At 54.8% G+C, this 24,544-nt stretch carries 23 protein-coding genes; 12 read left to right on the forward strand and 11 right to left on the reverse strand.

All coding sequences use genetic code 11. The features are described from left to right. Positions 1–92 precede the first annotated feature (92 nt). Positions 93–2,726 carry an alanine--tRNA ligase gene (alaS, locus tag JUJ53_RS14935; RefSeq protein ID WP_204152812.1) on the reverse strand — a complete coding sequence of 878 codons (2,634 nt, stop codon included), beginning with the start codon at positions 2,724–2,726 and terminating at the stop codon, positions 93–95. Between the two features lie 881 nt (positions 2,727–3,607). Between alaS and JUJ53_RS14940 the strand changes: the two genes are divergently transcribed. Then, a complete protein-coding gene (locus tag JUJ53_RS14940; RefSeq protein WP_204152813.1) occupies positions 3,608–4,657 on the forward strand; it encodes a diguanylate cyclase in 1,050 nt (349 codons plus the stop codon). Here JUJ53_RS14940 and JUJ53_RS14945 read toward each other — a convergent pair. The 5 genes from JUJ53_RS14945 to JUJ53_RS14965 form a co-directional block, all read right to left on the reverse strand. Then, positions 4,632–5,186, reverse strand: coding sequence for a hypothetical protein (locus JUJ53_RS14945; RefSeq protein WP_204152814.1), 555 nt, complete (start codon positions 5,184–5,186; stop codon positions 4,632–4,634). The two genes, JUJ53_RS14940 and JUJ53_RS14945, sit on opposite strands and share 26 nt — an antisense overlap. Before the next feature lie 259 nt (positions 5,187–5,445). After that, positions 5,446–5,928 carry a signal peptidase II gene (gene lspA, locus JUJ53_RS14950; RefSeq protein WP_204152815.1) on the reverse strand — a complete coding sequence of 161 codons (483 nt, stop codon included), beginning with the start codon at positions 5,926–5,928 and terminating at the stop codon, positions 5,446–5,448. A gap of 146 nt (positions 5,929–6,074) precedes the next feature. Then, positions 6,075–7,313 carry an RNA-guided endonuclease TnpB family protein gene (locus tag JUJ53_RS14955; RefSeq protein WP_204152816.1) on the reverse strand — a complete coding sequence of 413 codons (1,239 nt, stop codon included), beginning with the start codon at positions 7,311–7,313 and terminating at the stop codon, positions 6,075–6,077. A 363-nt stretch (positions 7,314–7,676) separates the two neighbouring features. Continuing rightward, positions 7,677–8,261, reverse strand: a complete 585-nt coding sequence (locus tag JUJ53_RS14960) for a biotin transporter BioY (protein WP_343327961.1) — start codon at positions 8,259–8,261, stop codon at positions 7,677–7,679. 241 nt (positions 8,262–8,502) lie between these two features. Beyond that, positions 8,503–9,051 carry an NUDIX hydrolase gene (locus tag JUJ53_RS14965; RefSeq protein WP_204152818.1) on the reverse strand — a complete coding sequence of 183 codons (549 nt, stop codon included), beginning with the start codon at positions 9,049–9,051 and terminating at the stop codon, positions 8,503–8,505. A 114-nt stretch (positions 9,052–9,165) separates the two neighbouring features. On the opposite strand from JUJ53_RS14965, the gene xseA reads away from it, so the two are divergent. Then, on the forward strand, positions 9,166–10,410 hold the full coding sequence (gene xseA / locus JUJ53_RS14970) for an exodeoxyribonuclease VII large subunit (RefSeq protein ID WP_204152819.1): 1,245 nt from the start codon (positions 9,166–9,168) through the stop codon (positions 10,408–10,410). 12 nt (positions 10,411–10,422) lie between these two features. After that, entirely contained in the window at positions 10,423–10,674 is a 252-nt protein-coding gene (xseB, locus tag JUJ53_RS14975) for an exodeoxyribonuclease VII small subunit (protein WP_204152820.1), read from the forward strand. A 199-nt stretch (positions 10,675–10,873) separates the two neighbouring features. Here xseB and JUJ53_RS14980 read toward each other — a convergent pair whose 3' ends face one another. After that, entirely contained in the window at positions 10,874–11,263 is a 390-nt protein-coding gene (locus JUJ53_RS14980; RefSeq protein WP_204152821.1) for a hypothetical protein, read from the reverse strand. A 53-nt stretch (positions 11,264–11,316) separates the two neighbouring features. Next, positions 11,317–12,465, reverse strand: a complete 1,149-nt coding sequence (locus tag JUJ53_RS14985) for a hypothetical protein (protein WP_204152822.1) — start codon at positions 12,463–12,465, stop codon at positions 11,317–11,319. A 917-nt stretch (positions 12,466–13,382) separates the two neighbouring features. Here JUJ53_RS14985 and dnaK point away from each other — a divergent pair. Next, the gene (gene dnaK / locus JUJ53_RS14990) at positions 13,383–15,287 is read left to right on the forward strand and encodes a molecular chaperone DnaK (RefSeq protein WP_204152823.1); all 1,905 of its coding nucleotides are present in this window, start codon (positions 13,383–13,385) and stop codon (positions 15,285–15,287) included. A gap of 102 nt (positions 15,288–15,389) precedes the next feature. Here the strand turns inward: dnaK and JUJ53_RS14995 are convergent, their stop codons facing one another. After that, a complete protein-coding gene (locus JUJ53_RS14995) occupies positions 15,390–16,076 on the reverse strand; it encodes a DUF2834 domain-containing protein (RefSeq protein ID WP_204152824.1) in 687 nt (228 codons plus the stop codon). 496 nt (positions 16,077–16,572) lie between these two features. Between JUJ53_RS14995 and JUJ53_RS15000 the strand changes: the two genes are divergently transcribed. The 8 genes from JUJ53_RS15000 to JUJ53_RS15035 all read left to right on the forward strand — a co-directional run bounded on the left by JUJ53_RS15000 (position 16,573) and on the right by JUJ53_RS15035 (position 23,169). Further along, complete coding sequence (locus tag JUJ53_RS15000; protein WP_204152825.1) at positions 16,573–17,601, forward strand: pentapeptide repeat-containing protein; 1,029 nt, start codon at positions 16,573–16,575, stop codon at positions 17,599–17,601. Then, positions 17,601–17,960 carry a divalent-cation tolerance protein CutA gene (gene cutA / locus JUJ53_RS15005; protein WP_204152826.1) on the forward strand — a complete coding sequence of 120 codons (360 nt, stop codon included), beginning with the start codon at positions 17,601–17,603 and terminating at the stop codon, positions 17,958–17,960. The genes JUJ53_RS15000 and cutA overlap by 1 nt, the downstream gene beginning before the upstream one ends. Before the next feature lie 92 nt (positions 17,961–18,052). Continuing rightward, positions 18,053–18,925, forward strand: coding sequence for a sulfurtransferase (locus JUJ53_RS15010; RefSeq protein ID WP_204152827.1), 873 nt, complete (start codon positions 18,053–18,055; stop codon positions 18,923–18,925). Between the two features lie 135 nt (positions 18,926–19,060). Next, positions 19,061–20,272: a class I SAM-dependent methyltransferase gene (locus JUJ53_RS15015; RefSeq protein ID WP_204152828.1), complete on the forward strand. Its 1,212-nt coding sequence runs from the start codon at positions 19,061–19,063 to the stop codon at positions 20,270–20,272. 490 nt (positions 20,273–20,762) lie between these two features. After that, positions 20,763–20,984 (forward strand): DUF4327 family protein, encoded by a 222-nt coding sequence (locus tag JUJ53_RS15020; RefSeq protein WP_204152829.1) that lies wholly within the window; start codon positions 20,763–20,765, stop codon positions 20,982–20,984. Between the two features lie 342 nt (positions 20,985–21,326). After that, positions 21,327–21,656, forward strand: coding sequence for an antibiotic biosynthesis monooxygenase (locus tag JUJ53_RS15025; protein WP_204152830.1), 330 nt, complete (start codon positions 21,327–21,329; stop codon positions 21,654–21,656). 305 nt (positions 21,657–21,961) lie between these two features. Beyond that, entirely contained in the window at positions 21,962–22,837 is an 876-nt protein-coding gene (locus JUJ53_RS15030) for a rhodanese-related sulfurtransferase (protein WP_239125079.1), read from the forward strand. A 50-nt stretch (positions 22,838–22,887) separates the two neighbouring features. Then, positions 22,888–23,169, forward strand: coding sequence for a PepSY domain-containing protein (locus JUJ53_RS15035; RefSeq protein WP_204152832.1), 282 nt, complete (start codon positions 22,888–22,890; stop codon positions 23,167–23,169). 56 nt (positions 23,170–23,225) lie between these two features. Here the strand turns inward: JUJ53_RS15035 and accB are convergent, their stop codons facing one another. Further along, the gene (accB, locus tag JUJ53_RS15040; RefSeq protein WP_239125080.1) at positions 23,226–23,732 is read right to left on the reverse strand and encodes an acetyl-CoA carboxylase biotin carboxyl carrier protein; all 507 of its coding nucleotides are present in this window, start codon (positions 23,730–23,732) and stop codon (positions 23,226–23,228) included. Positions 23,733–23,788: 56 nt separating this feature from the next. Then, the gene (gene efp, locus JUJ53_RS15045; protein ID WP_204152833.1) at positions 23,789–24,349 is read right to left on the reverse strand and encodes an elongation factor P; all 561 of its coding nucleotides are present in this window, start codon (positions 24,347–24,349) and stop codon (positions 23,789–23,791) included. Positions 24,350–24,544 lie beyond the last annotated feature (195 nt).

Here is a 24,544-nt window from a genome sequence, read left to right on the forward strand (position 1 = left end):
AGCAATGTTTAGCGACCCTCAACGTTACCTCGCGATCCCCAAGGTTCTGGAGGCGATCGCTGGCAAGGGCACGTCCTGGAAAAATCCGGTTGCTAGCTAGCCTTCAGGGTAGATTGCAGCGTCTGACGAGCCTGTTCTAGGGCCGCATCCAGTTGCTCAGGATCTCGCCCGCCCGCCTGGGCCAAGTTGGGTCGCCCACCACCGCCACCGCCACAGAGTTTAGCGATCGCTCCGATGAATTTTCCAGCCTGGAGACCCGCTTGATTCACCGCCGGACTGAAGGCTGCCACCAAACTGACCTTACCCGCTTCCGGCACCGATCCCAGCACCACAGCTCCATCCCCCAGCTTTTGCAGCAACCGTTCCGCGGCGGTTTTCAACGACTCGGGGTCACTTTCTCCCAGTTGGGCCACGAGAATTTGCACCGCGCCCACTGTTTCCGCTTGGCTCAGGAGACCGTCACTCTGGGCGATCGCTAGGTCAGACTTGAGGGCGGTCAACTGCTTTTGGGCCAGCTTCAGATCATCCTGGAGAGTTGTGACCCGCTCGACCACCTCCTCCGGTTTCACCTTAAAGCGATCGCTCAACTCCCGCACCACCTGCTCCCGGAGATTGAGATATTCCAGCACCGCCGGGCCAGCGATCGCCTCAATGCGCCGAATGCCTGCCGCTACGCCCGTTTCAGACACAATCTTAAACAGGCCAATTTCTGCCGTATTGCTCACATGGGTGCCGCCGCAGAGTTCCATGGAGACGCCGGGAAAATCAATCACCCGCACATCATCGGCATATTTCTCCCCAAACATGGCGATCGCCCCTTTCGCTTTCGCATCTGCCAGGGACATGACCGTAATCGTGGCTCCATGGGCTTCCGCAATCCAGGTATTCACCTGGGCCTCAATCTGCTGGATCTGTTCAGGGGTCAAGGGTTTGGCATAGTTGAAGTCAAACCGGAGGCGATCGAAGGACACCAAGGAACCGGCTTGGGAAATGGTGTCACTCACCAAGGTTTTGAGCGCCGCTTGCAGCAGGTGTGTAGCCGTGTGGTTAGCCTGGGCCCGACGGCGACAGGCCAGGTCAATCTGGGCCGTGACCCGATCGCCAACGCTGAGACTGCCCCGCTCCACGGTGCCGATGTGGATAAAGATCGATCCTTCTTTTTGCACATCCTCAATGCGCACCAGGGTGCTGTCCGCCGATAGGTAGCCGCGATCGCCAATTTGACCGCCCGACTCGGCATAGAAGGGCGTTTGGTCGAGCACTAGGCGCACCGCTGTCCCTGCCGGGGCCTGATCCACCGGATGACCATCTACGAGCAACACTTGCACCGTGGCGCTGCCGGCCACATCGGTGTAGCCCAAAAATTCGGTTTCGTGGATATGTTCCGCCAGTTGATCCAACGCGCCTTGCACCGTCAGATCGATGGTTTCATGGGCGGCTTGGGAGCGCTGGCGCTGCTGCTCCATGGCCGTCTCAAACTCGGCCACATTGACCGTCAACCCCTGTTCTTCAGCAATTTCCTGGGTGAGTTCTAGCGGAAAACCGTAGGTGTCGTAGAGCACGAAGGCATCCCGGCCGGTAATCTGCCCCCCCGCCGGCACCTTCGATAAAATCTCGCTGAGCAATTTCTCGCCCCGCTCTAGGGTTTCCAAAAAGCGAGCTTCCTCTAGCTGCAGTTCGGCTTGAATCAGCGCCGCCCGTTCCCGCACTTGGGGATAAACATCTTCACAGAGAGCGATCGCCGTTTCGGCTACCTCGGTGATAAAGGGGCGATCGATCCCTAACAGGCGACCATGGCGCACCACGCGCCGGATTAAGCGCCGCAGCACATAGCCCCGCCCCAGGTTAGAAGCCGTAATGCCATCGGCAATCATATGCACCACCGATCGCACGTGATCACCTACAACCTTCAGGGAAACTTGGGTAGACTCATCCGCCTTGGCATAGTCCATGTTGGCGATCGCTGCTGCGGTTTTGATGATGGGGAAAATCAGATCGGTTTCATAGTTATTGGGCACCTGCTGCAAAATTTGCGCCATGCGCTCCAGACCCAGCCCGGTGTCAATATTTTGCTTTTGCAGCGGCGTGAGCTGCCCCTCCGCATCCCGGTTGTATTGCATGAACACCAAGTTGTAGAACTCGATGAACCGGCTGTCGTCTTCTAGGTCGAGGGTGGCATCGCCCAACTCGGGGTGGAAGTCGTAGTAAATCTCAGAGCAAGGGCCGCAGGGGCCCGTGGGGCCAGACACCCAGAAATTATCCGCTTCATCCATGCGCTGGATGCGGTGGGCGGGAATGCCAATCTGGTCGCGCCAGATGGCAAAGGCTTCATCATCGTCACGAAAGACGCTCACCACCAATCGCTCGGGAGACAGCCCAAACACCTGCGTCGATAATTCCCAGGCCCAAGCGATCGCGTCGGATTTGAAGTAATCGCCGAAGCTGAAGTTGCCCAGCATCTCAAAAAAGGTGTGGTGGCGTGCCGTACGTCCCACATTTTCAATATCGTTGGTGCGAATACATTTTTGAGAACTGGTGGCGCGCAAACAGTCCGGCTGACGCTGGCCTAGGAAAATCGGCTTGAAGGGCAACATCCCCGCGATCGTCAGCAGCACCGTCGGATCCTCCGGTACCAGCGACGCGCTGGGCAAAATGCGATGCCCGCGGGCTTGATAGAACTCTAGGAACGTTTGTCGAATTTGAGCGCCGCTAAGAAAGGTGACCATGGGACTTCCGCAATACAAGCTATGTGCTTAACTCTTCGCATTCTATTGTCAATCATGGGGACAGATTCGACAAAATTTAGCGCGATCGCCCCAGATAGTTCCTCAAGACAAAATGCATCCCACCCCACAGCCTGTCCTGCTCTGCCCTTTGTCCCAGCATTTGTCCCAGCATCCGCAGGTTTTCTGTAAAGAGTTGATGAACTCATAACGATAGACCGTAATCCATAGGTAGGGGTCTTGTAGATTCATAGCAGATGCCCTCAGATGATAGACATATCTCGCCTCCAATCAGCGCAAATCCCCCATGCGTCTAAATCCCTTCGTTTACGCTTCATGCCGTCATGGTTCACAACTCTAGTTTTGGGGAGACCGTTCAGAAGCGATCGCTTTTTCCATCAAAGAGCTTTAGAACACTCGATTGATCTAGCCATTTTCAGATAATTAGCTAGACAGAACACTCATCATTGCCAACATCAAAAACTGTAGCGTTTGCTACCATAAATTGACGGATTCTTAGTTTGAATGCAGGCTTTCCGATAAAGTCCTGTTGCGTGAATCTAGCACCATCCATCGATTAACCTGGGAAAGGTGGCTATTTCAGCATGGAGCCAGCGTGAGGTTCATCATGCATTTATTGCATGATCTTGGTGGAATGCCCCCAACATCCGATAATCATGGTGATCTCTGTTCATGGACTTGATTCGCGTTTAGCTTTTCCACAACCTGCCATCCTGAGCGATCGTTGCCTTTGTCACTCAGCCTGCATTGTGCCGGCTCAGTCCCCGATGCGCGCTCAGCACCTCTCTGCTGCACTGGCCACCTAATCGTTAGCTCCCAGCACAATGGACGGCTCAATTCTCCTTGTTGGAGAACCTCAGTTTATGTCTAGGTTCTCTGACCTTATCGAACATCTTGGACTCCACTCCATTGAATCCGTCTCTGACGTCGCAGAGGCCATATCCCTTGTGCAAGCTCAGCAGCCCGATGTGCTGTTGCTGCAGGCTGACTATCCCGGTGCCCTAGATCTCTGCCGCACCTTCAAAGACCAAGGGCGGCTGTCGTGGATTTATATCATTCTGGTGGGGCAGCTTCAATGGGTCGATTGGTTTAGCGCGATCGCCACCTCCCAACACATTGCCCAAGAGGAGGAGGCTGTTGAAGCTGGCGCTGACGCCTTTGCCTGGTGTGCCCATGACATCAATAGTCAACCGATCAAGGTGCTAGGTGGCTCCATACCTCAGGATACCTGTGATGCATCCTGTCAACCAGAAGCCTTGCCGGATCCGCCCCTCCCCTTCGACGCCAACCATTTCAGCCAGCTCCTGCTGCGTAGTCTAGGAGCCAAGATCAAATCAGGCTTGCGGCGGGTACAAAATCATCGGGAGCTGATGCGCACCAATGACCTGCTTTCAGCGATCGCCCTTTCGGATCCCCTCACTGAATTAAACAACCGGCGAGCGTTTGAATGGGAACTGCCTCGGCAAATCCAAAATGCGCGCACCCGTAAAGCCCCGATTAGCCTCCTGGTGCTGGATGTTGACTACTTTAAGTCCATCAACGACAACTACGGGCATTTAGTGGGCGATCGCGCCCTACAACTGATTTCTGCCCGCCTGCGCCACAATCTACGGTTTTGTGACACCCCCTTTCGCTACGGTGGGGAAGAATTTATTGTGATTCTCAGCGATACGGATGGGGCAGAGGCGCTGCGCGTGGGGCATCGCCTGCGGCGGCGCATGGCAGAACGCCCTTTTGCCCTCAGCGATACCCTAGATGTCACCATTACCATTAGTATTGGCAGTGCCTCATTGCTGCCCAGTGATGACGATCGGGGTCTGAGCCTGCTAAACCGAGCTGACCGCAATCTGCTCTCTGCCAAATCCCAGGGACGCAATCAGGTGGTGGCTAGTCAAGATTCGTCTCCGGGGTAGGGGTATCGGGCTGAGCATCGGGTTCTAGAAGCCAGAGCGCATAGCCACGAACGGTTTGAGTGATCACCACACCATGGCCGCGATCGCTCAACTTAGCCGAGGCCCGCTGAGCATGATGGGCCTGGTTCACAATACGAAACAGGCTGTAGTAGTGATCGCCTACGCGAATTGCCGCCAGGCGATCGCCATGGTGGGGCACACGAATATGACAGGGATGGTAGCGCTCCTGCAGCGGCGGGCGCGGGGGTAAGGATGGTCTGCGACGCACCAAGACTTGAGCATCTGGCTCCCACACCCAAATGGCATAGCCGGTCGGCAACAGCGTGATCAGGGATGGATCGCCTTGCTCCTGCAATCGTTGAGCGATCGCTTGGGCATCTTGCAGCGACTGTTGGGCTTTGAATAAGCTATAAAACTGATCCGCCACGGCGATCGCCGCCACTGGTCGAACCTGCTCAGGAATGGTGACGTGACAGGTTGTGTACTCAGTTCGTCGCAGGATGCCACAGCGATCGCTACCCTGATGCATAGAGATAGGGGGGAGATTGCAGACTGGTGGTTGGGGAACGAGAGACGTCATGACTCACCTCTAGGGTCGATCGGATCCAGGTTGTGGTTGCTACTCCACCTATCTCACCGCGATCGAAAAATCCGGCTAATTGTGCCTAGCCAGCGAAAACTTTGCGATCGCCCCCTAAGATATAAAGTTTTACCTGAATCAGAGCAAGTATCTTCCGTAGGACTACGGTGATCGTTCACGTTCCTCAATTCACCGTCCAAAGACCATGTCAAGATGGACGGCGATCGCCAGGGTGATCGGGGGGCAAGGTAAAGGCAGCGATCAAGATGCAAAGAATACCGATGTTAATGCAGATGTCCGCCACGTTGAAAACAGGGAAGCGGATCAGCCGGAAGTCGAGGAAATCAACCACCTCGCCGGTGGCAAAGCGATCGATGCCATTCCCCAGCGCGCCCCCTAGAATAAATCCATAGCCCACCTGCTCCAAGCGGTTGAGTCGGGGGCCGAGCCAGGCAAACACCATCAGCCCGAGGCTGACCAGCAACGACAGCCAGCGCAGCCAGGTACCGTTATCGCTAAATAGGCTAAACGCTGCCCCAGTGTTGGTGACAAAGGTGAAGTGAAAGACGCCCTCCCAGATGGGAATCGTTTCCCCCAACTCTAGGGCCTGCACTGTCCAGTACTTGGTGATTTGATCCGCCACCAAACCAATGAAGGCGATAATCCAAAATAGATGATTTTTGAACGTCATGGGTTGGTCTGGCAATGCATGTCTGTGGGCTAGGTTTGGGTGGGGAGGATCACGAGCGATCGCTCCATGGGAGACTCATCGTTCCCGATCACCCTTGCTCATAGTGACGTTCTCCCGACGCTGACCCTACGGGTACAGCGCGGGCTTCACTGGATCGCTCCAGCGACTACCTGCTTCGTTCGGTCTTGTCTAGGCAAAGCCCCCGACAGAACCCGTCCACAGGCGATTTCATCAGCCGTGAGACCCACGACCGAGAGACCACGATTGCGAATGACTTGAGCGCTGGCAACATCTCTGGGTTTGATAGAACCGCATTCACTGCAACGGTGGATGCGGTCTTTCAGGTCTTTGCGGACTTCAGCACCGCAGTCAGGACATTCTTGACTGGTGCCTCTAGGGTTGACCTTGCCGTAGTAGACCCCACGTTTCCAGCAAACCCACGGTAGCACGATGTTGACGAACTGACCCAGGCCAGCATCCATCATATGTTTGCCAAGGAAGCCCTTGGCGAGTGTCCTGAAGTCCAAGTCTTCAACGGATATCATCCCGGCTTGGTCGCAGAGATGATGAGCCAACTTGAACTGCCAATCCAGACGGTAACTCGCAATATTTTCGTGAACTCGACCGATCCGCTTAATGAGCTTGAGCCAGTTTTTCGACCCCTTCTGTTTCCCGTTCAGTCTACGTTGCAGCGATTTCAGCTTGCGGTGCAGCTTATTAAAGAAACGAGGACGAGAAACCTGCTTACCATCAGAGGTGGATAGGAAATACTCCAGACCCACATCCAACCCCAAGGCATGACCCTCTGGCGGAATGTCAGGTACATCCACCTCAGCCTTCAGCGTCAGCATGACGTACCAGCCGGAATGTTTCCGCACGACCCGAACGGCTTTTAGGGTAAAACCTTCGGGAATGGGGCGATGTAGGTTGATCAGCACTAGACCGATTTTCGGTAGTTTGATGGTGTTGCTATCAATCGCCTCACCCTTCATCTGCGGAAACAGAAACGACCGCATCTGACCAAATTTCTTGAACCGAGGGAACCCAGTTCGCTTTTGGTGGAATGCGGCAAAGGCGGCGTCAACTCTTCCAATCACATCTTGAAGCACTTGAGAATAAACCGCTTTGAGTTCAGGGTTCGTCTTCTTAGCTTCAGTTAACGCCTTCTTCTGGCGGTAGTAATCGGGATAAGGAGTGTCGGCTGGGATGATGTACTCCTTCTGGAGACTGCAGGCATTGACCGGGCACTTTCTACTGTTGATCCAGTCTTTGCGCTCTCCGACCGCGTAGTTATAGACCCTGCGGCAAGTCTCCAGCCAATTCAGCATCTGGAGTTCTTGTTCAAGATCTGGGTAAATTCGGTATGAGTAGGTCAATACAAGCATATTTCTACTATAACTTAGGGAAGGCAGTAATGCTCCCTAGAAATAGCTAACAGAGTTTGGCGACTCCGTTCCACTCCATCGCCTTGGCTTTCATCCCGACACTTACGCTTTGCGTAGAGTGCGGGGCTTCCCGCCGAATTGCTAAAGATAAATGGGGATCAATGGATCGCTCGGGGCAGAATTAGCAGGCGATCGCCCTGGTCAAACGGTTACGCTTGCTCGTCTGTGAGTCAACGATCTCAGTAGGGTGCTGCTAGGCGCAGCCGTAACGCGCTGCCCTGTCAAGCTTGGATGCGGCGAGCGATCGCTAACCCATCCTCAGCATCCACTCAACATTTATAGAAGTTCTGCTCGATCAACCCTTTAGTAAAACATCAGGCGACGTAAGCCAAAGGCTAGAACCGTGACCGCACAGGCGATCGCGAGCTGTCCTGGTAAAGGATGGAGGGAATAGAGCAAAACCTGTTGCAACAATGATCCAGAGGTCGCCGTTAGCCAACCACCCCAACGGGCGATCGCTAAATAGCTGATGCCTACCGCATGAATGGTCAACAAACCGCTGACACAACTGAGCGCTAACGACTCTAGGCGAGGCGGCATTTGAAAAGCTAAGGATCCACAAACCCATGCCCCTGGCACAAACCCCAATAGATAGCCAAAGGTGGGAGATTGCACATAGCCAAAGCCGCCGCCTTGGGTGAAAATATCCAGCCAGGTGAGCCCCAGCGCTAGGTAGGCCAACTGAGACATGAGGCCTGCATTTTTTCCCCCCAAGCATCCCACCAACAGTACCGCTGCAATTTGATAACTAACACCGAGAGACTGGGTAATCGTGCCCTGGTGCTCCCATAGCCACGGCACATTCATGATGGACGCCTCTAGAAACGTCCCACCAATGGTTAGAATTAGCCCAATTAAGGCCCAGAGTAGCTCAGTTGGCGCAGACACATTCAACTTCAACATCAAAGAAAGTCACGTTAGCGGTTAGCCATCTTGGTCTGTTAGCCCCGATTGCCGGTATGGGTTATTGACCTCATATCCAGGTCGGCAAACTTCTGCTTATCATGACATTTGTCTAGCAAAAACCGATTCATCATGTCAGAGATGTGACATTCGCATGTGGCATTTGCCTTTAACGTTCGCGCTCGCACAGGGCCACGAGTTGCTGGGTCACAGAGGCGATCGCTCCCTAGGACAACAAGGGGCGGGCTAGGAAGAAGCTAGCAATGGATTTAGCATCAACTAACTGACCCTCGAAGATAGCCTGCTCCACCTCTGCCACCGTCATATGTACCACATCGATGTCTTCATCGAGATCCTGAGCCAGGGGTACCTCCAGCTTTTCTAGATCTTGGGCTAGAAAGGCATAAATTTTCTCATCAGAATAGCCAGGCGCAAGCAGAAATGTCCCTAGGGTTTGCCAGCGCTGGGCGCGATAGCCCACCTCTTCCTGAATTTCACGCTGGATGGTGGTAGCCGGATCCTCATGGGGTTCGACTGTCCCAGCCGGAAACTCTAGCAATCGCCCGCAGGCGGCAAAGCGATATTGTTTGGTTAGCACCAGTTGCCCGTCTGGGGTCACCGGAATCGCTAATGCCCCACCTGGATGGCGGATGCATTCACCATCGATTTCAGCGCGATTGGGGAGGCGGAGGCGAGCAACTTCAAAGGCAAACTTGCGGCCTTGGTACAGCAGCTTTTGTTTTAACAGTTGGGGTGGTTCTTGACCATTGATCATGGGTCAGGCTCGAACGTCTCAAGGGTAAACAGAATTGATGTCCAGAGTGCCACTATATCAAAACACAGCCTATGCTAATGAGCAGAGGCATATAAGGGTTTAATCACAGCGTCTATGCAGAGTTTTACCGCACTATTGCCCGACTCGATGCTCTCTGTGGCGGGGCTGAATGCTCATATCCAGTCTGTTGTGGAAGCAGATCCACAGTTGCAGCAGGTGTGGGTGATGGGGGAGGTGTCGAGTGCTAACCGCTACCGCAGTGGATTATTTTTCACGCTCCATGACCCGGATGCCCTAGCGTCGGTACATTGCGTGGTGTGGAATCATCAGCTATCGCGGTTGACGACGGTTCCTAATCCTGGCGCGCAGTTGATTGTGCTGGGGCAGGTGCGGGTCTACCCTCGGCGGGGACAGTATCAACTGATTGTGACCCAAACTATTCCTGCTGGGGCAGGTCTGCGGGCTATTCGCTATCAGCAATTGCGCGATCGCCTCCAGGTAGAAGGGTTGTTTGATGATCACCAAAAGCGATCGCTGCCGGCCTATCCCCAAACCGTGGCGGTGGTCACCTCACCACAGGCTGCCGCTTGGGGCGATGTTCAGCGCACCCTGCGTTCCCGCTACCCAGGTCTGCATGTGCTGTTTTCCCCGGCTCTCGTCCAGGGCGATCAAGCGCCCGAGAGCATCGTGGCGGCCATCGAGCGGGTGGTGCAAGACGGCCGGGCTGAGGTGCTAATTCTGTCGCGGGGCGGCGGGGCAGCGGAAGATATGGTTTGTTTTGATGATGAGCGGGTGGTGCGGGCGATCGCTGCCTGTCCCATTCCCATCGTGGCGGGCATTGGCCACCAGCGAGATGAATCCTTATCAGACCTAGCCGCTGATGTTTGTGCCCATACGCCCACGGCGGCCGCAGAATTGGCAGTGCCCGATCTCCAAGCGCTTTTGAATCAACATCACGAACGGGTAGCGTCCTTAAAGCAAGCGGTTAGGAGCTACCTCGATCAGGTTGAAGCCCGCCTGCAGCGATCGCGATCGCGCCTCCAACAGGTACGTCTCGATCGTCGCCTGCGGCAGGAAACCCAAGTCGTGCAATGGTTACAGCAACAGCTCATTCAGTCTGTTCGCCGCCAACTAACTACTCAACAGCAGCGCTGCTACGCCCTGAAACAAGCGCTGATTTCCATTGATCCCACCGCTGTCCTCCAGCGAGGGTATGCGGTGGTGCGCAACGAGCAGGGGCAGATCGTGCGATCGCTGCAGGGCTTGCCCGCCGGACAGCCCCTGAGGATTACCTTCGCCGATGGAACCATTCAGGTGCAGGTCACTGCTGTTGAGCCCATTCCGCCGCCTACGTCCTAATCTTGGAGTTGTATGATTGATTTCCCTGATGGGACAGTTCCACCGGATCATAACCAGCCTTTGCCCGACGATTGGCATTATGAAACGACCGTGGCAGAGGTTGAGACCATTATTGAGCAAATTGAACTGGGGGAGCTGGAGCTGGCGGATGTGTTTGAACAATTTGCCACCGCCGTTCACTACCTGCAACAGTGCGAGGCATTTTTGTCGGAGCATCAGCAGCATATGGATTTGCTGATTGAAACCCTGGCGGAGGAAGATTGAGGCTAGGTCACGAGCTGGTTGACGGACAAATCTCTTGGCATAGGCTGAGTTGAGCACCGTGAAATCCAGCACCAGCTTAGACGAGTCGGCGATCGCCAACCAATACACACTCAATCACCTAGGGGCGATTGCTGCCGTAACGCGAGTTCGGTCTAAGTTTGCCGAACGCCTCTTCTCTAGGCAAAGTCCATCCAAAGCGCTACCGACGGAAGTAGAAACGATAGCCTCTGTAGCGATCGCTCTCATACTGCACCACAAGCCACGTTTGCGGATCGAATTCTAAGGGGTAGGCATCTTCTCTGGTGTCCAGATCGGAACCCTCTAGGGCGGCAAGCTGGCAGTAGGGGCTTTGCAACACGGCTTGGAGTTCTTGCCGTGACTGGCCGTCTGGGATGTCGAGCAATTGCGAAAGTTGACGGCGCGAGAGGGTGCGATCGCCATTGGTTTCTCCCTGGCAGCGATCGCCCTGGTCATGTTTAGCCAGGAGGCTGAGGGGATTTAAACCGGTGACTAATCCAATCAGCACCAGGATCATGCTGCATAGGATGGTGAATTGAACCGTGCGGGCAGGCATCGGCCGTTTTGCCATGACGTACTAACTCCTTGACGTGAGGATATTCAACCTAGAGGTCATCAACGGGTCTAGATGCGTCCACCGATGAGCAGCCCGATCAAAATCAGAGTAAGCCGGTAGGCGGTGACAAATCCCGTTTGGGGAGCAAGGGTGACTCGATAGACAGCGATCGCCGCTGGAAGCACCATCAGCATCAACCACAGAGGCTGTAGGGATGGCCAAGCTACCTGCGCCGCTGCCAAGATGACGCGGGCGATCGCAGCTCCGACAATCCACAGAGCCGCTCCCTGAAGATCAAGAACCGGTAGCTGGGGCGTGGTGGTGCGGAATCGGTTGCGGCGGCGCTGCTGTTGATGCAGTCGCACAAGCCCTGCTTGCAGCGATCGCCCCACCCTGATCAACCCTGCCCAGATCCGCCATCCAGGATGATCGGCGAGTCCGGCGGACTGATCGGTGGACTGAGCAGTGCGGGACGATGAATGGGATGTCGGACGGGATCGCCATGATGAACGTGGATCGGGGAGCAGCGATCGCTCTGGCATCCCAGCCTGAGGAGCAACGACTCGATCGCTCTGGCCGTCGTCTTGGAAAAACCGAGGAGCATCGCGATCGGATGGGGGTTGAACCATAGCGGATCGGTAACGTTCATCCAGCGATCGCGGCGTTAATTGCCAGAGCCCATCCCCCCCAGCCATCACCTGAGGAATGCCCACGAGCGTTGGATCCACTGCCAAAGGAACCATGGGGGGGCGATCGCCTGCCGACCCTTGATGCCACAGCACACTCACCTCCTCAGCCACCGTCCATAGGTCTACAAGGGCGGTTTCTTGCTCATCCGCTAAGTGGTTGACGTGACGGATCTGGGTCTCAAACCGCTGCCAGGCCTCTTCTAGCTGGGCAGATTGCCAATCTTGATCTGAAAAGGTGTCTGCGGTGTCTGCCGGTGCAGGCTTGCTGCGCGGTGGGGCGTAGGTGATGGCGGTGAGCCGATCGGGGAGAGGGGCATGGTGCAGCGAGGGCCGGGGCGATCGCCCCGTTCGACGAGGCGGCGGGAAGGGTTGGTAGTCATCTGCTCCGGAAGTGCTAGAGGTGGGATCCTGGGGCGATCGCTCCCCCTCTGGCGATACTTGAGTGGCTTGGAAATAAAGCTGCACGCGCTGCTGCAGATGGCGAAGCTCGGCGTAAATGGCTTGCTGTTCAGATCGCAGGGAGTCCATGGCAGTCGGGGTAAGAGTCCTGCACCTATTATAGTACACATGTATTAATTCACAAGACAGAATAGTGCAAATGTATTAACTCGCAAGACGGAAGTTTGGGACGTCTCCTGGGTCGATTCCCTCAAATTGTTGGCAACTGGCGGCAAACCCGCCTATGGGGTTACGGTTCCCCCCAACCCCAGCGATCGCCTTCACTTCTACACTGAAGACATGGCAAGGCTCCACCAGGCACGCTTCTTCCCTCGATGGGGCGGGCAGGGTTCCATCGGTTTCGGTTGAACCAGGAGAATGCTAGAGCTTCCAGGGCCTGTTCGTTCGTTCCCAGAATCTGCCTAAGACGATTTACCTAGGCTCAACAAGACCTAGATTTCTTGGGTAAAAAGCCGTGAACCGTCCACTATGGTTCGGTAACCACGCCTTCATGGGGAGGCGGTCGGACAAGCAATATAGAAGCAAGTCAAAACATCGAAACAGGACGTCGATGATGCAAATTGGTTGACAAACGCTGCTCAATGCATGGAAATGCCTGATCTCAAAGACGGGGCTATATGAATTTCGTCTGATAGTCAGTGCATGGCTAGTCTGACATGTGGGGTGAGCTAGGGTCTCAATCGGTGAGACAAGGTTCCCCACCGGAGCCCGGCTAAGGATCTACATCGATCCCGCCAACATCCGGTTTTCACGCAGGCTCAGCGATCGCTCAAGTCTAGTTCAGGTACGGCAGTATTCCTATATAGAGATGGTGTAGAACGACCCGCAAGCTTTGAGATGATGAGCAGTCGTGGGCGTCTTCAAGGGAGTTCGGCTATCCCGAATTCCAGTCCCGGCGTCTTCTGGGGGCCCTGTATGCCCTCGTCGCCTAACCAATTTGCCCCAGTCGTCAGTCACCCCAGTCGTAACCCGGAGCAACGCAAACTATGGCAAAAGTTGTTGGAATTGACCTTGGAACAACAAACTCCTGCGTCGCGGTCATGGAAGGTGGGAAACCAACCGTCATCGCCAACGCAGAAGGATTTCGGACAACTCCCTCGGTCGTCGCCTATGCAAAAAATGGCGATCGCCTTGTAGGGCAAATCGCAAAGCGTCAAGCGGTGATGAACCCAGAGAATACCTTCTATTCCGTGAAGCGGTTCATTGGCCGACGCTTTGATGAAGTCACCCACGAAACCACCGAAGTGTCCTACCAGGTGCTGAACGTCAACGGTAACGTGAAGATTGACTGTTCATCGGTGGGCAAGCAGTTTGCGCCGGAAGAAATTTCTGCTCAAGTTCTGCGGAAGCTGATTGATGATGCCAGCAAATATCTCGGTGAAACGGTCACCCAAGCCGTGATTACCGTCCCGGCTTACTTCAACGATTCCCAGCGGCAAGCCACCAAGGACGCGGGTAAGATTGCCGGCGTGGAAGTGCTGCGGATTATCAACGAGCCAACCGCCGCTTCCCTGTCCTACGGTCTCGATCGCAAGAGCAATGAAACCGTACTGGTGTTTGACTTGGGTGGTGGTACCTTCGATGTCTCCATCCTAGAAGTGGGTGATGGCGTGTTTGAAGTACTAGCCACCTCTGGCGACACCCACTTGGGTGGGGATGACTTCGATAAGAAAATTGTGGACTTCTTGGCTGGAGAATTCCAAAAAGTCGAAGGCATTGACCTCCGCAAGGACAAGCAAGCCCTACAGCGCCTCACAGAAGCCGCCGAGAAGGCCAAGATTGAGCTGTCGAGCGTTACCCAGGCTGAAATCAACCTGCCCTTCATCACCGCAACCCAAGATGGGCCGAAGCACCTAGATACCACCTTGACCCGCGCCAAGTTTGAAGAACTGTGCTCCGACTTGATCGATCGCTGTCGCGTGCCGGTGGAAAACGCCATGCGTGACGCCAAGCTCGACAAGTCAGCCATTGATGAAGTGGTGATGGTGGGTGGTTCCACCCGGATTCCCGCCGTGCAGGCGCTGGTGAAGCGGGTTTTGGACAAAGATCCTAACCAAACCGTGAACCCGGATGAAGTGGTGGCAGTGGGCGCGGCGATTCAGGCCGGTGTGCTAGCTGGGGAAGTCAAAGATATCTTGCTCCTCGACGTGACGCCGCTTTCCTTGGGTGTGGAAACCCTGGGCGGTGTGATGACCAAGATTATTCCTCGCAACACCACCATTCCTACCAAGAAGTCGGAGGTGTTCTCCACCGCTGCCGATGGGCAAACCAATGTGGAAATCCACGTTCTCCAAGGGGAACGGGAAATGTCCAACGACAACAAGAGCTTGGGAACCTTCCGTCTGGATGGCATCCCCCCAGCCTCTCGTGGTGTGCCTCAAATTGAAGTCACCTTCGATATTGATGCCAACGGTATCCTCAATGTGCGCGCCAAGGATAAGGGCACGGGCAAAGAGCAATCCATTAGCATTACCGGTGCCTCCACCCTGCCAGACAACGAAGTGGATCGGATGGTGCGGGAGGCGGAAGCCAATGCAGAAACCGATCGCGAACGGCGGGAGAACATTGACCTCAAGAACCAAGCCGATTCCTTGGCCTACCAAACCGAGAAGCAGCTTGGCGAACTGGGCGACAAGGTGCCAGCAGCCGACAAGGAGAAAATCGATGGTTTGGTGAAGTCCCTTCGGGAAGCGATCGCCAGCGAAAACTACGAGGCCATGAAAACCCTGACCACGGAACTGCAAGAAGCGTTCTACAGCGTCAGCAACAACCTCTACCAGCAAGCGGGCGGTGAGGGCCCAGTGCCTGGAGGCGAAGGCGGCCCCACGCCTCCCAGCGGCGGTGATGACGACGATGTGATCGACGCCGATTTCACCGAAACCGACAAGTAAGAGTTGCACTGATCTCCTCAGAGATCGTCAAACCATTCACGTCGAACATGTTGACCAGGGGGCGATCGCTCCCTGGTTTTTCTGTCATGGTTCAGGAATGGTTCAGGACGATGAAGCAACCGTAGGCTGCGAGGAAGCTTCTGGAGGAGACGCCTGGAGCGGTGGCCGCAAAGCTAGATACAGAGATGGGCCGATCAAGGGCGTGAGGGTTACAGCCCAAACAATCCAGCGGGCGGTGAGCCCCCGGCGGGCCATATCATCTCCCAACAGAGCCGGAAACAGCAGGCAGAGCAGACAGAGCAGACAAAAATCTAGGCTCATCACATGGATAAACCGACTGGTTTGCCATTGCTGGACAAAATCACCCCAGTCTCCCGTCAAGCAGCCATAGCCGAGGAGAATGAATACACCGAGGGCGATCGCTGCCCCAGTCCAGCGCGAGTCTAGCAGGGCCAGCAGCTTAGATTTCGTCCCGGAAAAGCTGGGATTGGGTCGGCGCAACCCCAGATAGGGCAATAGGGCAAACGCCCCTACAGCAAAGGAGCCAAGCACAAAGGGCCAGGCTGGAAACCGCTGCCCGGATCCATCGATCAGCAAAACGCTAGCGTAGATCATCGGCCATAGGCCCATGATGTTAAACAGCGCCACAATCAACGGGTTAATGCCCTGCCATTGCCCCGAAGCTAAGGCTTGAATAAGCGAGACAGTATCGGCTTGGTCGGGGGGAGAAAATCCAAAGGCATAGACAATAAAGCCTAGCCACAGTCCCCAAGCTACCCAGGTTTTCACAGTGGAATCGTCCTCCTAATAGTCTTCTTTACGATAGAGTTCCATCTACTATGGGGTGCAACCTCCAGCCCTCACCATCTCGCTATTGCCAGAGCCAGCAGAAACGAGGGCAATCAGCCCCAAGGAGCATTTAGACGTGGAGAAGAGTTATAGTTTTTTGCCAATACATCAAGCAATCTTAACCGTTGATCGGTTTTGCAGAATTTTGGCATAACTTAAGACTATTGAGACATTATTTAGATTCCCATTTACATCCTGAACCTTGCTGAGAGCCTGGTCGCTCATTTAGACATCCATTTAGATGCTCATTTAGATCCTCAGATAGATCCTCAGACATGCTGTCAAACTGGGTCTAAGCTGAAGCCCCCACCCCATCTCGGTTGCAAAAGCTCCCTTATGCCAACTCTGATGCGATTCCCTTTCAACCTAACGATATCTAATCCAGCCGAGCGGCTTGATCTGCACTGCCAGCTTGGATTCATGGAGTGATTGCGGTATGGACATTCGTCATCTTCTTGAGCAGTACGAAGCCGGTCAGCGAGATTTTACAGGGCTAGATCTGCGCAATATCGACCTTTCCCGACAAACGCTCCTAGGGTTGGGCTTGGTGGGTACCAACCTTACGGGCGCAAATTTGAGCCGTGCATTTCTCACCCAGTCGGATCTATCGGAAACATTTCTAAACTGGGCAGATTTGAGCTACGTCAAGCTCAGCGAAGGACGGTTGGTTGATGCCGACCTGACCAAGGCAGTCTTGGTGGGTGCCTTTTTGGTGAAATCCGATCTCTCTAAAGCCAAGCTCAGCGGTGCAGATCTAAACGGGGCAAATTTGCGGGGAGCCTGCCTGCACCGGGCCAACCTCTGCGGCACTAATCTACAGGGTGCCAATTTACGCAATGCCGATCTTTCCGGAGCCAACCTGAGCTGGGCCAACCTCAACGGCGCACGCTTGAGTGGGGCCAACCTCACCGGAGCCTTCCTCACCGGAGTGAATCTCGAAAAAGCCTTTCTGAACGGCTTGGATCTGAAGGGTGTTGACCTCACGGGGGTCAATCTTAGTCAAGCCAAGCTGAACGGAGCTGACCTCAGCCAGGCCAACTTGACCCTCAGCAACCTCAGTGAAGCTCAGCTTCAGGGCGCTAGTATGACCCAGGCCAACCTGATGGGCGCAGACTTGTCCGGTGCTCACCTCAGCCATGCCGAACTGAGCTGGAGCGATCTCAGCCGTGCCAATTTAGATCGGGCTGATTTGAGCCATGCCCATTTACTGGGCATTAAGCTAGATGAAGCAAGGTTTCAAGCGGTGATTTTGACCGAGGCAGCCCGGAAATATTTCAGCTTGCTGTCGTCTGAGACCCAGAATGGCAAACAGGATGCGCCCGCCGCCGCGATGGATCCACCCTCCCCTCGTCAAGACGATTGGGGCGCGATCGCCCCTAGCTATGCTCCAGCTTCCTATAGAAGCGCTTCAGCTCCTCAACTAGGCAGCCTATCCGCCTCTAGCGATCGCCCATTATGGTATTGATGCCTAATTCAGAGTCCCAACCCCTTGAAACACCGCGCCTAGGCGTCGTTTTAGTAACAGTATCCTCTCAGAGCGAGGGGGAAGCGATCGCCCGTTCGTTGGTGGAACGGAACCTAGCGGCCTGCGTGAGCCTGATGCCCATTCAATCGATTTATCGCTGGCAAGGCGCTCTTTGCAAGGATGCCGAATGGCAACTGGTGATTAAAACCAACTTGGCCCAAGGGGAAGACTTGGTGCAAGCTATTCAAGCGCTGCATTCCTACGACCTGCCAGAAATTATTGCCTTGCCGATTGTGGCGGGTTCATCTGCCTATCTGGCTTGGGTAGCAGAAACCGTATCCACGCCGCCATCCTCTTAGATGAGATGAGATGAGACCCGATCGGAGTCGCTGGTGGTCATGATCCAGCAGACTTGTAACCTGACGGCTCCAGCCCCTGTACTTCATTCACCATGCCTGACACCTCTCCCCTAGTTTCTACCGATTGGCTTGCCGACCATCTTGAGGATCCCCAGGTGGCGATCGCTGATTGCCGCTTTGCCCTAGGAGATCCCAGCCTGGGACAACAGCATTACGAAACCGGCCACATTCCCGGCGCGGTGTATGTTGACCTAGATCGGGATCTGTCTGGGCCGGTAGGCACCCACGGCGGCCGCCATCCCCTACCAGACCTAGACGCGTTAGCTCAGACCTTGGGCGCTGCGGGAATTCAGTCTGGGCAGGCAGGAGAAGCGACCCTGGTGGTGGTCTATGATGATTCCCGGCTAGCCTTTGCCTCCCGCCTCTGGTGGCTGTTGCGCTACCTGGGCCACGATCGCGTCCGAGTCTTAGATGGAGGACTGTCGGCTTGGACGGCAGCAGGATACGAGCTATCGACAGCAATGCCCCAGCCAACGCCTGCCCAGTTTGTGCCCCAAGTCCAGACCAACTGGCTGGTGACCCGAGATGATGTTCTGGCGGCTCTCAATCAGCCTGGTGCAGTCCTAGTAGACTCGCGGGAGAGCGATCGCTACCGAGGAGAACGGGAGCCCATTGATCCGATTGCCGGTCATATCCCCGGTGCGGTGAACTATCCTTGGCAAGAGGTGACCGATGCCCAGGGGCAGGTGCGATCGCCCTCCGAGCAACGGCAGCGCTGGCAGGCGATCGCCCACCACGATCAACATCTGGTTTACTGTGGGTCTGGGGTCACGGCCTGCGTCAATCTTCTATCCCTGGAGATAGCTGGACTGAGATCTGGCAAGCTCTATGCCGGTAGTTGGAGTGATTGGTGTTCCTATGCGGATGCGCCGGATTTTGCCGTCGCGACTACGGCCTCCCCCTAGTCTGTCCATCTAGGGGTGTTAGAGGCGATCGCAGGATGCTATGGTAATCTCCGTAAACTGAATCAGGACATTGAATACCCTTGGACATGCCAAGGAATCAGTTCAATACAATCGTCTTGCTGTAATAACAAAACCATGACGGATTCTAATCCTGAGGCTCAAGCGGTCAGCGCGGCCGTAGCCCGACTCTACAACACCTACCCCTTTCCCCCCGAGCCCCTCCTAGATGAGCCGCCGCCGGGATATAACTGGCGTTGGAATTGGCAGGCTGCCTATAGTTTTTGCACCGGACAGGCTCCCAGCACCAATGCTGTCCGGATTTTAGATGCCGGCTGCGGTACGGGCGTTGGCACAGAATATCTCGTGCATCTCAACGCTCAGGCGTCCGTGGTGGGGATTGACTTGAGTTCTGGAGCGATCGCCGTGGCCAAAGAGCGCTGCCAACGCTCCGGAGCCGATCGGGCTAGCTTCATCAACCTCAGCCTCTACGATGTGGATCAGCTCCCTGGTGACTTTGACCTGATCAACTGCGTCGGCGTGCTGCATCATTTACCCGATCCCATTCGCGGCATCCAGGCCCTCTCCCAGAAGCTCGCCCCCGGCGGCATTATGCACATTTTCGTCTACGCTGCCCATGGACGCTGGGAAATTCAGCTCATGCAGCAGGCGATCGCTCTCTTGCAAGGATCGCAGCGGGGAGACTATCGGGATGGCGTGGCGGTGGGGCGGCAAATTTTCGCATCTCTACCGGCTGACAACCGATTGGTGAAGCGGGAGCAAGAGCGCTGGTCTCTAGAAAATCAGCGGGATGAATGTTTTGCCGACATGTATGTCCATCCCCAGGAAGTTGACTACACCATCGATACGCTGTTTGATCTGATCAATGCTTCTGGGTTAGAGTTCATCGGCTTTTCCAATCCCCAAGTTTGGCAGCTTGAGCGGTTGTTGGGTCAATCACCAGAGCTGATGGAACGCGCCCAAACCTTAAGCGATCGCCAGCGCTACCGTTTGATTGAGCTGCTCGATCCGTCCACGATTACCCACTATGAATTTTTCCTCGGCCAGCCTCCCTTGCCCAAGGCTGATTGGTCATCCAATGCGGCGCTGCTGGCCGCCATTCCCGCTCGCCATCCCTGCATTGAAGGTTGGCCGAGCCTGACCATGTTCAACGCTGACTATCAGATTGTGCAGATCCAAGATGCTGACCTACAGTTTTTGCAGGCCTGCGACGCCAATTCAAATAAGCGTACAGTGGCAGATCTGCTGGCCGAGGTCGATCTGGATGTGGCCGGGGTGCGATCGCTCCTCGATCAGCACCTGATCATGCTCACCCCTGGTGCAAAGTAAGCTCTCGTGTGCCGTTAGGCAACGAAGCCGCCGTCTCACCGGGCGCATACTCCTGAACCATCCCCGACCTCAAAGTACGGGAGTCCTTGCTGCATCGGGAGTCCAACGACTTTACTCTCTGCGAGCCGCGTCACACTCACGTTGAGTTAAGTATTTAGACTGATTTGCATCCTCTAAACCGTTCTCTCGTACAGTGAGAGAAGAGAGGACAGCTTGAGCATCGCTGCTGCTCAGCACCTGATCCATCGATGCATGATTGAGGTAGCCCATCGATCGCTCTCCTGGGTTTTAGCGTAACCCAAGGCCATGAATGCCGCTGTTGTTCTAGGTCTAGACCGGACTGATGACCAACAGCCTGCCCGAGCGATCGCTCGGATAGATAGCCCGTCTACTCCGTCCTAAACGTTCACCCTGCACTCATTCAGTATGATCACGCCTTTCTAATGCGTCCAGTTGCATCCCACCCATCTACAGTCGAGGAGCGATTGACATGCTGCAAGCCACCCATTATTCCATTGATGCCATTCGAGACGAAGTGCGTCATCTAACCGACGCCAAAACCATTGATCGCCATCAGCCCATCTATACCCTCTGCCGCTATTTTCCCAACCGCGAATGGGTCTGTATCGAGTGTGAATTAGAAGATAACGACTATCTGCTACGCGATCGCATTATTGATTTACTAGGACGGGAAGATTGGTCTGAAGACTAATCGCCGGTTCGATCCATCTCAGCACGACTGTAGGCAAGCGCTGGGAGGCATCTGTGAGGGGGCGATCGCCTCCTACGTTGGCCTGCCCATCGTTCTAGGGTGCTAGGCAAAGCCGCACCATCTATGGAGATTTCTACCCATAACGTCATCCAACTCAGGGTTGGGTCAAGCTATTCAGGGGCGATCGCCCCATATATTGACCTGCCCATCGTCCCAAATCAGGACTTTATAAATTAAGCGTTAGCAAGACAAGTAGATCGTCAAAACGGGTGATAGCGTGAACATAGAATGAGATGGGCAGCATCCTGTTTGCCCAAGAAGGAGGAGTGCGTGGAAGAAAGTATGAATGATTTCCAGGATTTTTTGACCCGGGACTTTGCCCATGTAGCCATCGGCGAGTTCAAACCTGGGAAGTTTGCGGAAGCCAGAGATCTGTATGAACAAGCGATCGCTACCTATGCAGAGGGCTTCAAGGGGGCATATCTGCTGCAAGAACCGGGAAGCGATCGCGGCATTTCTATTATTATTTGGAAAAGCGTGGAAGACATGCAGGCCAACCAAACGGCCTTACATGAAGCTATCTTGAAAAAAATGGCTCCCCTCTTTGTAGGTGTTCCGCAAACCGAGTTCTATGAGGTTTTATGTGACATCCATGCCTCTGAGGATGCGTGATGCGCAAGTGTTCAAGCTGCGCAAACCGTCGAGATAGGCTCAGGCTTATCTCCAGTTTAGGAGACTGATTAGGAGACTGAATCCCTAGGTAAGTTCCCCAGCTTCCCGCCTCTAGTGCCTCTGGAGTCTCTCTCCAGGCCACCTAGACCAAGGCGAGCTAGTATGGGCAGCGATCGCGGCACCTCACTGCGGCACCTCACTATAGATACCCAGGTGTTGCTTGGAAAAGGGTGGCGGATGATCAGAAAGTTGATATAGTCTCCTAAGCTCTTGAGCACCCGCCGACGATGAGTCTAGACTCGCTTATGATTGTAATTGCCACCTTTTATAAATTTGCGGCGATCGCTGACTGTGCTGCGGAACAGCAGCGGTTGCGTGACCATAGTCAGCAGCTTGGCATTAAGGGCACAATTTTACTGGCCCAAGAGGGCATCAATGGCACCATTGCCGGATCTCGCGCCGCCATCGACCAATTTTTGGCGATTCTGCGTCAAGCGCCTTACTGGGCAGACCTAGAGGTGAAAGAATCCTATGGGAATGAGCTACCCTTTGAGCGCCTGAAAGTTCGCATTCGTCCTGAAATTGTGCCCCTCGGTATGCCCGCCGTGTCGCCAGCGCAGCAAGTCGGTACCTATGTGTCTCCCGATCAGTGGAATGACCTGATTACCGATCCGGATGTGCTAGTGATTGATACGCGTAATGATTATGAGGTGGCGATCGGTTCATTCCAAGGCGCACACAATCCCCAGACTCGTTCATTTCGAGACTTTCCCGACTATGCCCAACGCACCCTAAACCCCCAGCAACATCCCAAAATTGCTATGTTTTGCACCGGGGGCATTCGCTGTGAGAAGGCCTCGTCCTACCTGCTCTCCCAAGGGTTTGAGCAGGTTTATCACCTGCAGGGTGGTATTTTGAAGTACCTAGAAACGGTTCCCGCCGACCAGAGCCTTTGGCAGGGAGAATGTTTCGTGTTTGATCAGCGAGTCGCGGTGACCCACGGCTTGGCGATCGGCTCCTGCGACATGTGTCCTGCCTGTGGGCATCCTGTCACCTTGGAAGATCAAGGGTCACCGCTCTATGAGCCAGGCGTTTGCTGTCCTCAGTGCAGCGATCGCTTAACGGAGGAACAGAAGACCAGCTATCGAGCTCGGCAGCAGCAGACCCTGGCTGAATCGTGACCCATCAAGGGTGATCTCACATGTTATGAACAAGCTAGAAGGAGAGCACCATGAGGGTGAACCGACTACGAGTACGGCAACTGCATCGATGGTTTGCGCCAGTCATGGCCCTGCCCCTACTGCTCACATTGCTGACGGGTATGGGCTTTCAAATTGCCATGAGCACCGGCAACACCAGTGGTCTCCTATGGCTGCTAGAGGTGCATCGCGGTAAGTTTGGAGCCGTGGATTTGACGCTGGTCTATCCCTTTTTAAATGGGTTAGGGCTCCTGACGCTCCTAGTGAGCGGCGTGCTGATGTGGCTGCAAACGAGCAAGCGATCGCGTGCCTAGACCTGTGGGGCGGCTAGGCTGAGGAGTATCGGCCGGGGCGATCGCTTGGCAGCGATCTAGGACGGGTTGACTCGCATCAACGGCTGTCCATATTCAATGGATTCGCCATTTTCGACGAGAATTTCCACAATCTCGCCCGCCACTTCCGCTTCGATGTCATTCATCAGCTTCATGGCTTCCACAATACACACCGTCTGCCCCGCCGAAACGCGATCGCCCACATTCACAAAGGCTGGCTCACCCGGCGCGGGCGATCGATAAAACGTGCCCACCATCGGCGCTGTAATATCCACCCACTTAGGATCCACCACAGCAGGGGGCGGCGTTGGGGCGGGAGCTGGTCGGTTGGATCCATCAGCCATGAAGGCAGTTGCCTGGGGATGGGTAGCCGGCATGGCCATCTCCGCAACGGTGGCACCGGCTCCACCGGCCAACCCGCCCTTGCGAATGTTGAGCTCAAATTCGTCGCTTTTTAACGTTAACTCTGCAACATCAGTTTGATGGACAACTTTTAGGAGTTCACAGAGATCATTGAAGCTAAATTCCACTAGACAAGTACTCAATTTGATAAGTCTGGATGCAGATGAGAGTCTTGGGGAGGAGAGCCAGGGGCGATCGCCTAGGTTTCTCGACCAAGATAGCTATCGTTACGGGTATCAATTTTGATGCGTTCTCCAATCGAAATGAAGAGGGGAACCATCACCTGTGCGCCGGTTTCAACGATCGCAGGCTTGGTGCCTCCTGTGGCGGTGTCGCCCTTCACACCCGGATCGGTTTCTGTGACCTCCAGCACGATCGAGTTGGGAAGCTCAACTTCAATGATTTGATCATTCCAGCGAACCACGCTGGCTTCCATCCCTTCTTTCAGGTACTTGACGCGATCGCCAATTTGGTCAGCATTCAGCCGGCTTTCTTCATAGGTTTCCATGTCCATGAAGACAAACTGCTCACCCTCTTTGTAGGTGTGCTGCATCACGCTCTTTTCGATAGTGGCCTGAGGCACGGTTTCCCCAGCTCGGAAGGTTTTTTCAATGACGCTACCGGTTTGGGCGTTCTTCAGCTTAGTGCGCACAAAGGCTGATCCTTTACCAGGCTTCACATGGAGAAATTCAACTACCTTCCACACCGATCCATCTAATTCAATGCTGACACCTGTACGAAAGTCATTGCTGGAAATCATGGGTACTGCTTCAAGGAGAACAATCGGCAATCTATTTTACCGCTCTGAGGCAGTCTCATTCACGGATTTGTGAGCAGGATAACGGATTTTCACTCCAATCTTGGTTCCAGGAACTCACAAGTCTTGACCTGCGAGGGGGCTCAGCCTATGGCAAGATTAGACATAGGACGGATACCTGCGAGACTCTGCAAACTA

The sequence above is a fragment of the Leptolyngbya sp. CCY15150 genome (genome assembly GCF_016888135.1).
GTDB lineage: Bacteria > Cyanobacteriota > Cyanobacteriia > RECH01 > RECH01 > RECH01.

What these genes read in the sequence shown, in the direction of transcription:
- alaS (WP_204152812.1), bottom strand. Translation starts at nt 2,726, where the DNA reads ATGGTCACCTTTCTTAGCGGCGCTCAAATTCGACAAACGTTCCTAGAG.
- cutA (WP_204152826.1), top strand. Translation starts at nt 17,601, where the DNA reads ATGCCTAATTCAGAGTCCCAACCCCTTGAAACACCGCGCCTAGGCGTC.
- JUJ53_RS15025 (WP_204152830.1), top strand. Translation starts at nt 21,327, where the DNA reads ATGAATGATTTCCAGGATTTTTTGACCCGGGACTTTGCCCATGTAGCC.
- JUJ53_RS14945 (WP_204152814.1), bottom strand. Translation starts at nt 5,186, where the DNA reads ATGCATCAGGGTAGCGATCGCTGTGGCATCCTGCGACGAACTGAGTAC.
- JUJ53_RS15035 (WP_204152832.1), top strand. Translation starts at nt 22,888, where the DNA reads ATGAGGGTGAACCGACTACGAGTACGGCAACTGCATCGATGGTTTGCG.
- JUJ53_RS14955 (WP_204152816.1), bottom strand. Translation starts at nt 7,313, where the DNA reads ATGCTTGTATTGACCTACTCATACCGAATTTACCCAGATCTTGAACAA.
- JUJ53_RS14980 (WP_204152821.1), bottom strand. Translation starts at nt 11,263, where the DNA reads ATGGCAAAACGGCCGATGCCTGCCCGCACGGTTCAATTCACCATCCTA.
- dnaK (WP_204152823.1), top strand. Translation starts at nt 13,383, where the DNA reads ATGGCAAAAGTTGTTGGAATTGACCTTGGAACAACAAACTCCTGCGTC.
- JUJ53_RS15030 (WP_239125079.1), top strand. Translation starts at nt 21,962, where the DNA reads ATGATTGTAATTGCCACCTTTTATAAATTTGCGGCGATCGCTGACTGT.
- JUJ53_RS15020 (WP_204152829.1), top strand. Translation starts at nt 20,763, where the DNA reads ATGCTGCAAGCCACCCATTATTCCATTGATGCCATTCGAGACGAAGTG.
- JUJ53_RS14940 (WP_204152813.1), top strand. Translation starts at nt 3,608, where the DNA reads ATGTCTAGGTTCTCTGACCTTATCGAACATCTTGGACTCCACTCCATT.
- xseB (WP_204152820.1), top strand. Translation starts at nt 10,423, where the DNA reads ATGATTGATTTCCCTGATGGGACAGTTCCACCGGATCATAACCAGCCT.
- JUJ53_RS15010 (WP_204152827.1), top strand. Translation starts at nt 18,053, where the DNA reads ATGCCTGACACCTCTCCCCTAGTTTCTACCGATTGGCTTGCCGACCAT.
- JUJ53_RS15000 (WP_204152825.1), top strand. Translation starts at nt 16,573, where the DNA reads ATGGACATTCGTCATCTTCTTGAGCAGTACGAAGCCGGTCAGCGAGAT.
- efp (WP_204152833.1), bottom strand. Translation starts at nt 24,349, where the DNA reads ATGATTTCCAGCAATGACTTTCGTACAGGTGTCAGCATTGAATTAGAT.
- xseA (WP_204152819.1), top strand. Translation starts at nt 9,166, where the DNA reads ATGCAGAGTTTTACCGCACTATTGCCCGACTCGATGCTCTCTGTGGCG.
- JUJ53_RS14985 (WP_204152822.1), bottom strand. Translation starts at nt 12,465, where the DNA reads ATGGACTCCCTGCGATCTGAACAGCAAGCCATTTACGCCGAGCTTCGC.
- JUJ53_RS14965 (WP_204152818.1), bottom strand. Translation starts at nt 9,051, where the DNA reads ATGATCAATGGTCAAGAACCACCCCAACTGTTAAAACAAAAGCTGCTG.
- JUJ53_RS15015 (WP_204152828.1), top strand. Translation starts at nt 19,061, where the DNA reads ATGACGGATTCTAATCCTGAGGCTCAAGCGGTCAGCGCGGCCGTAGCC.
- lspA (WP_204152815.1), bottom strand. Translation starts at nt 5,928, where the DNA reads ATGACGTTCAAAAATCATCTATTTTGGATTATCGCCTTCATTGGTTTG.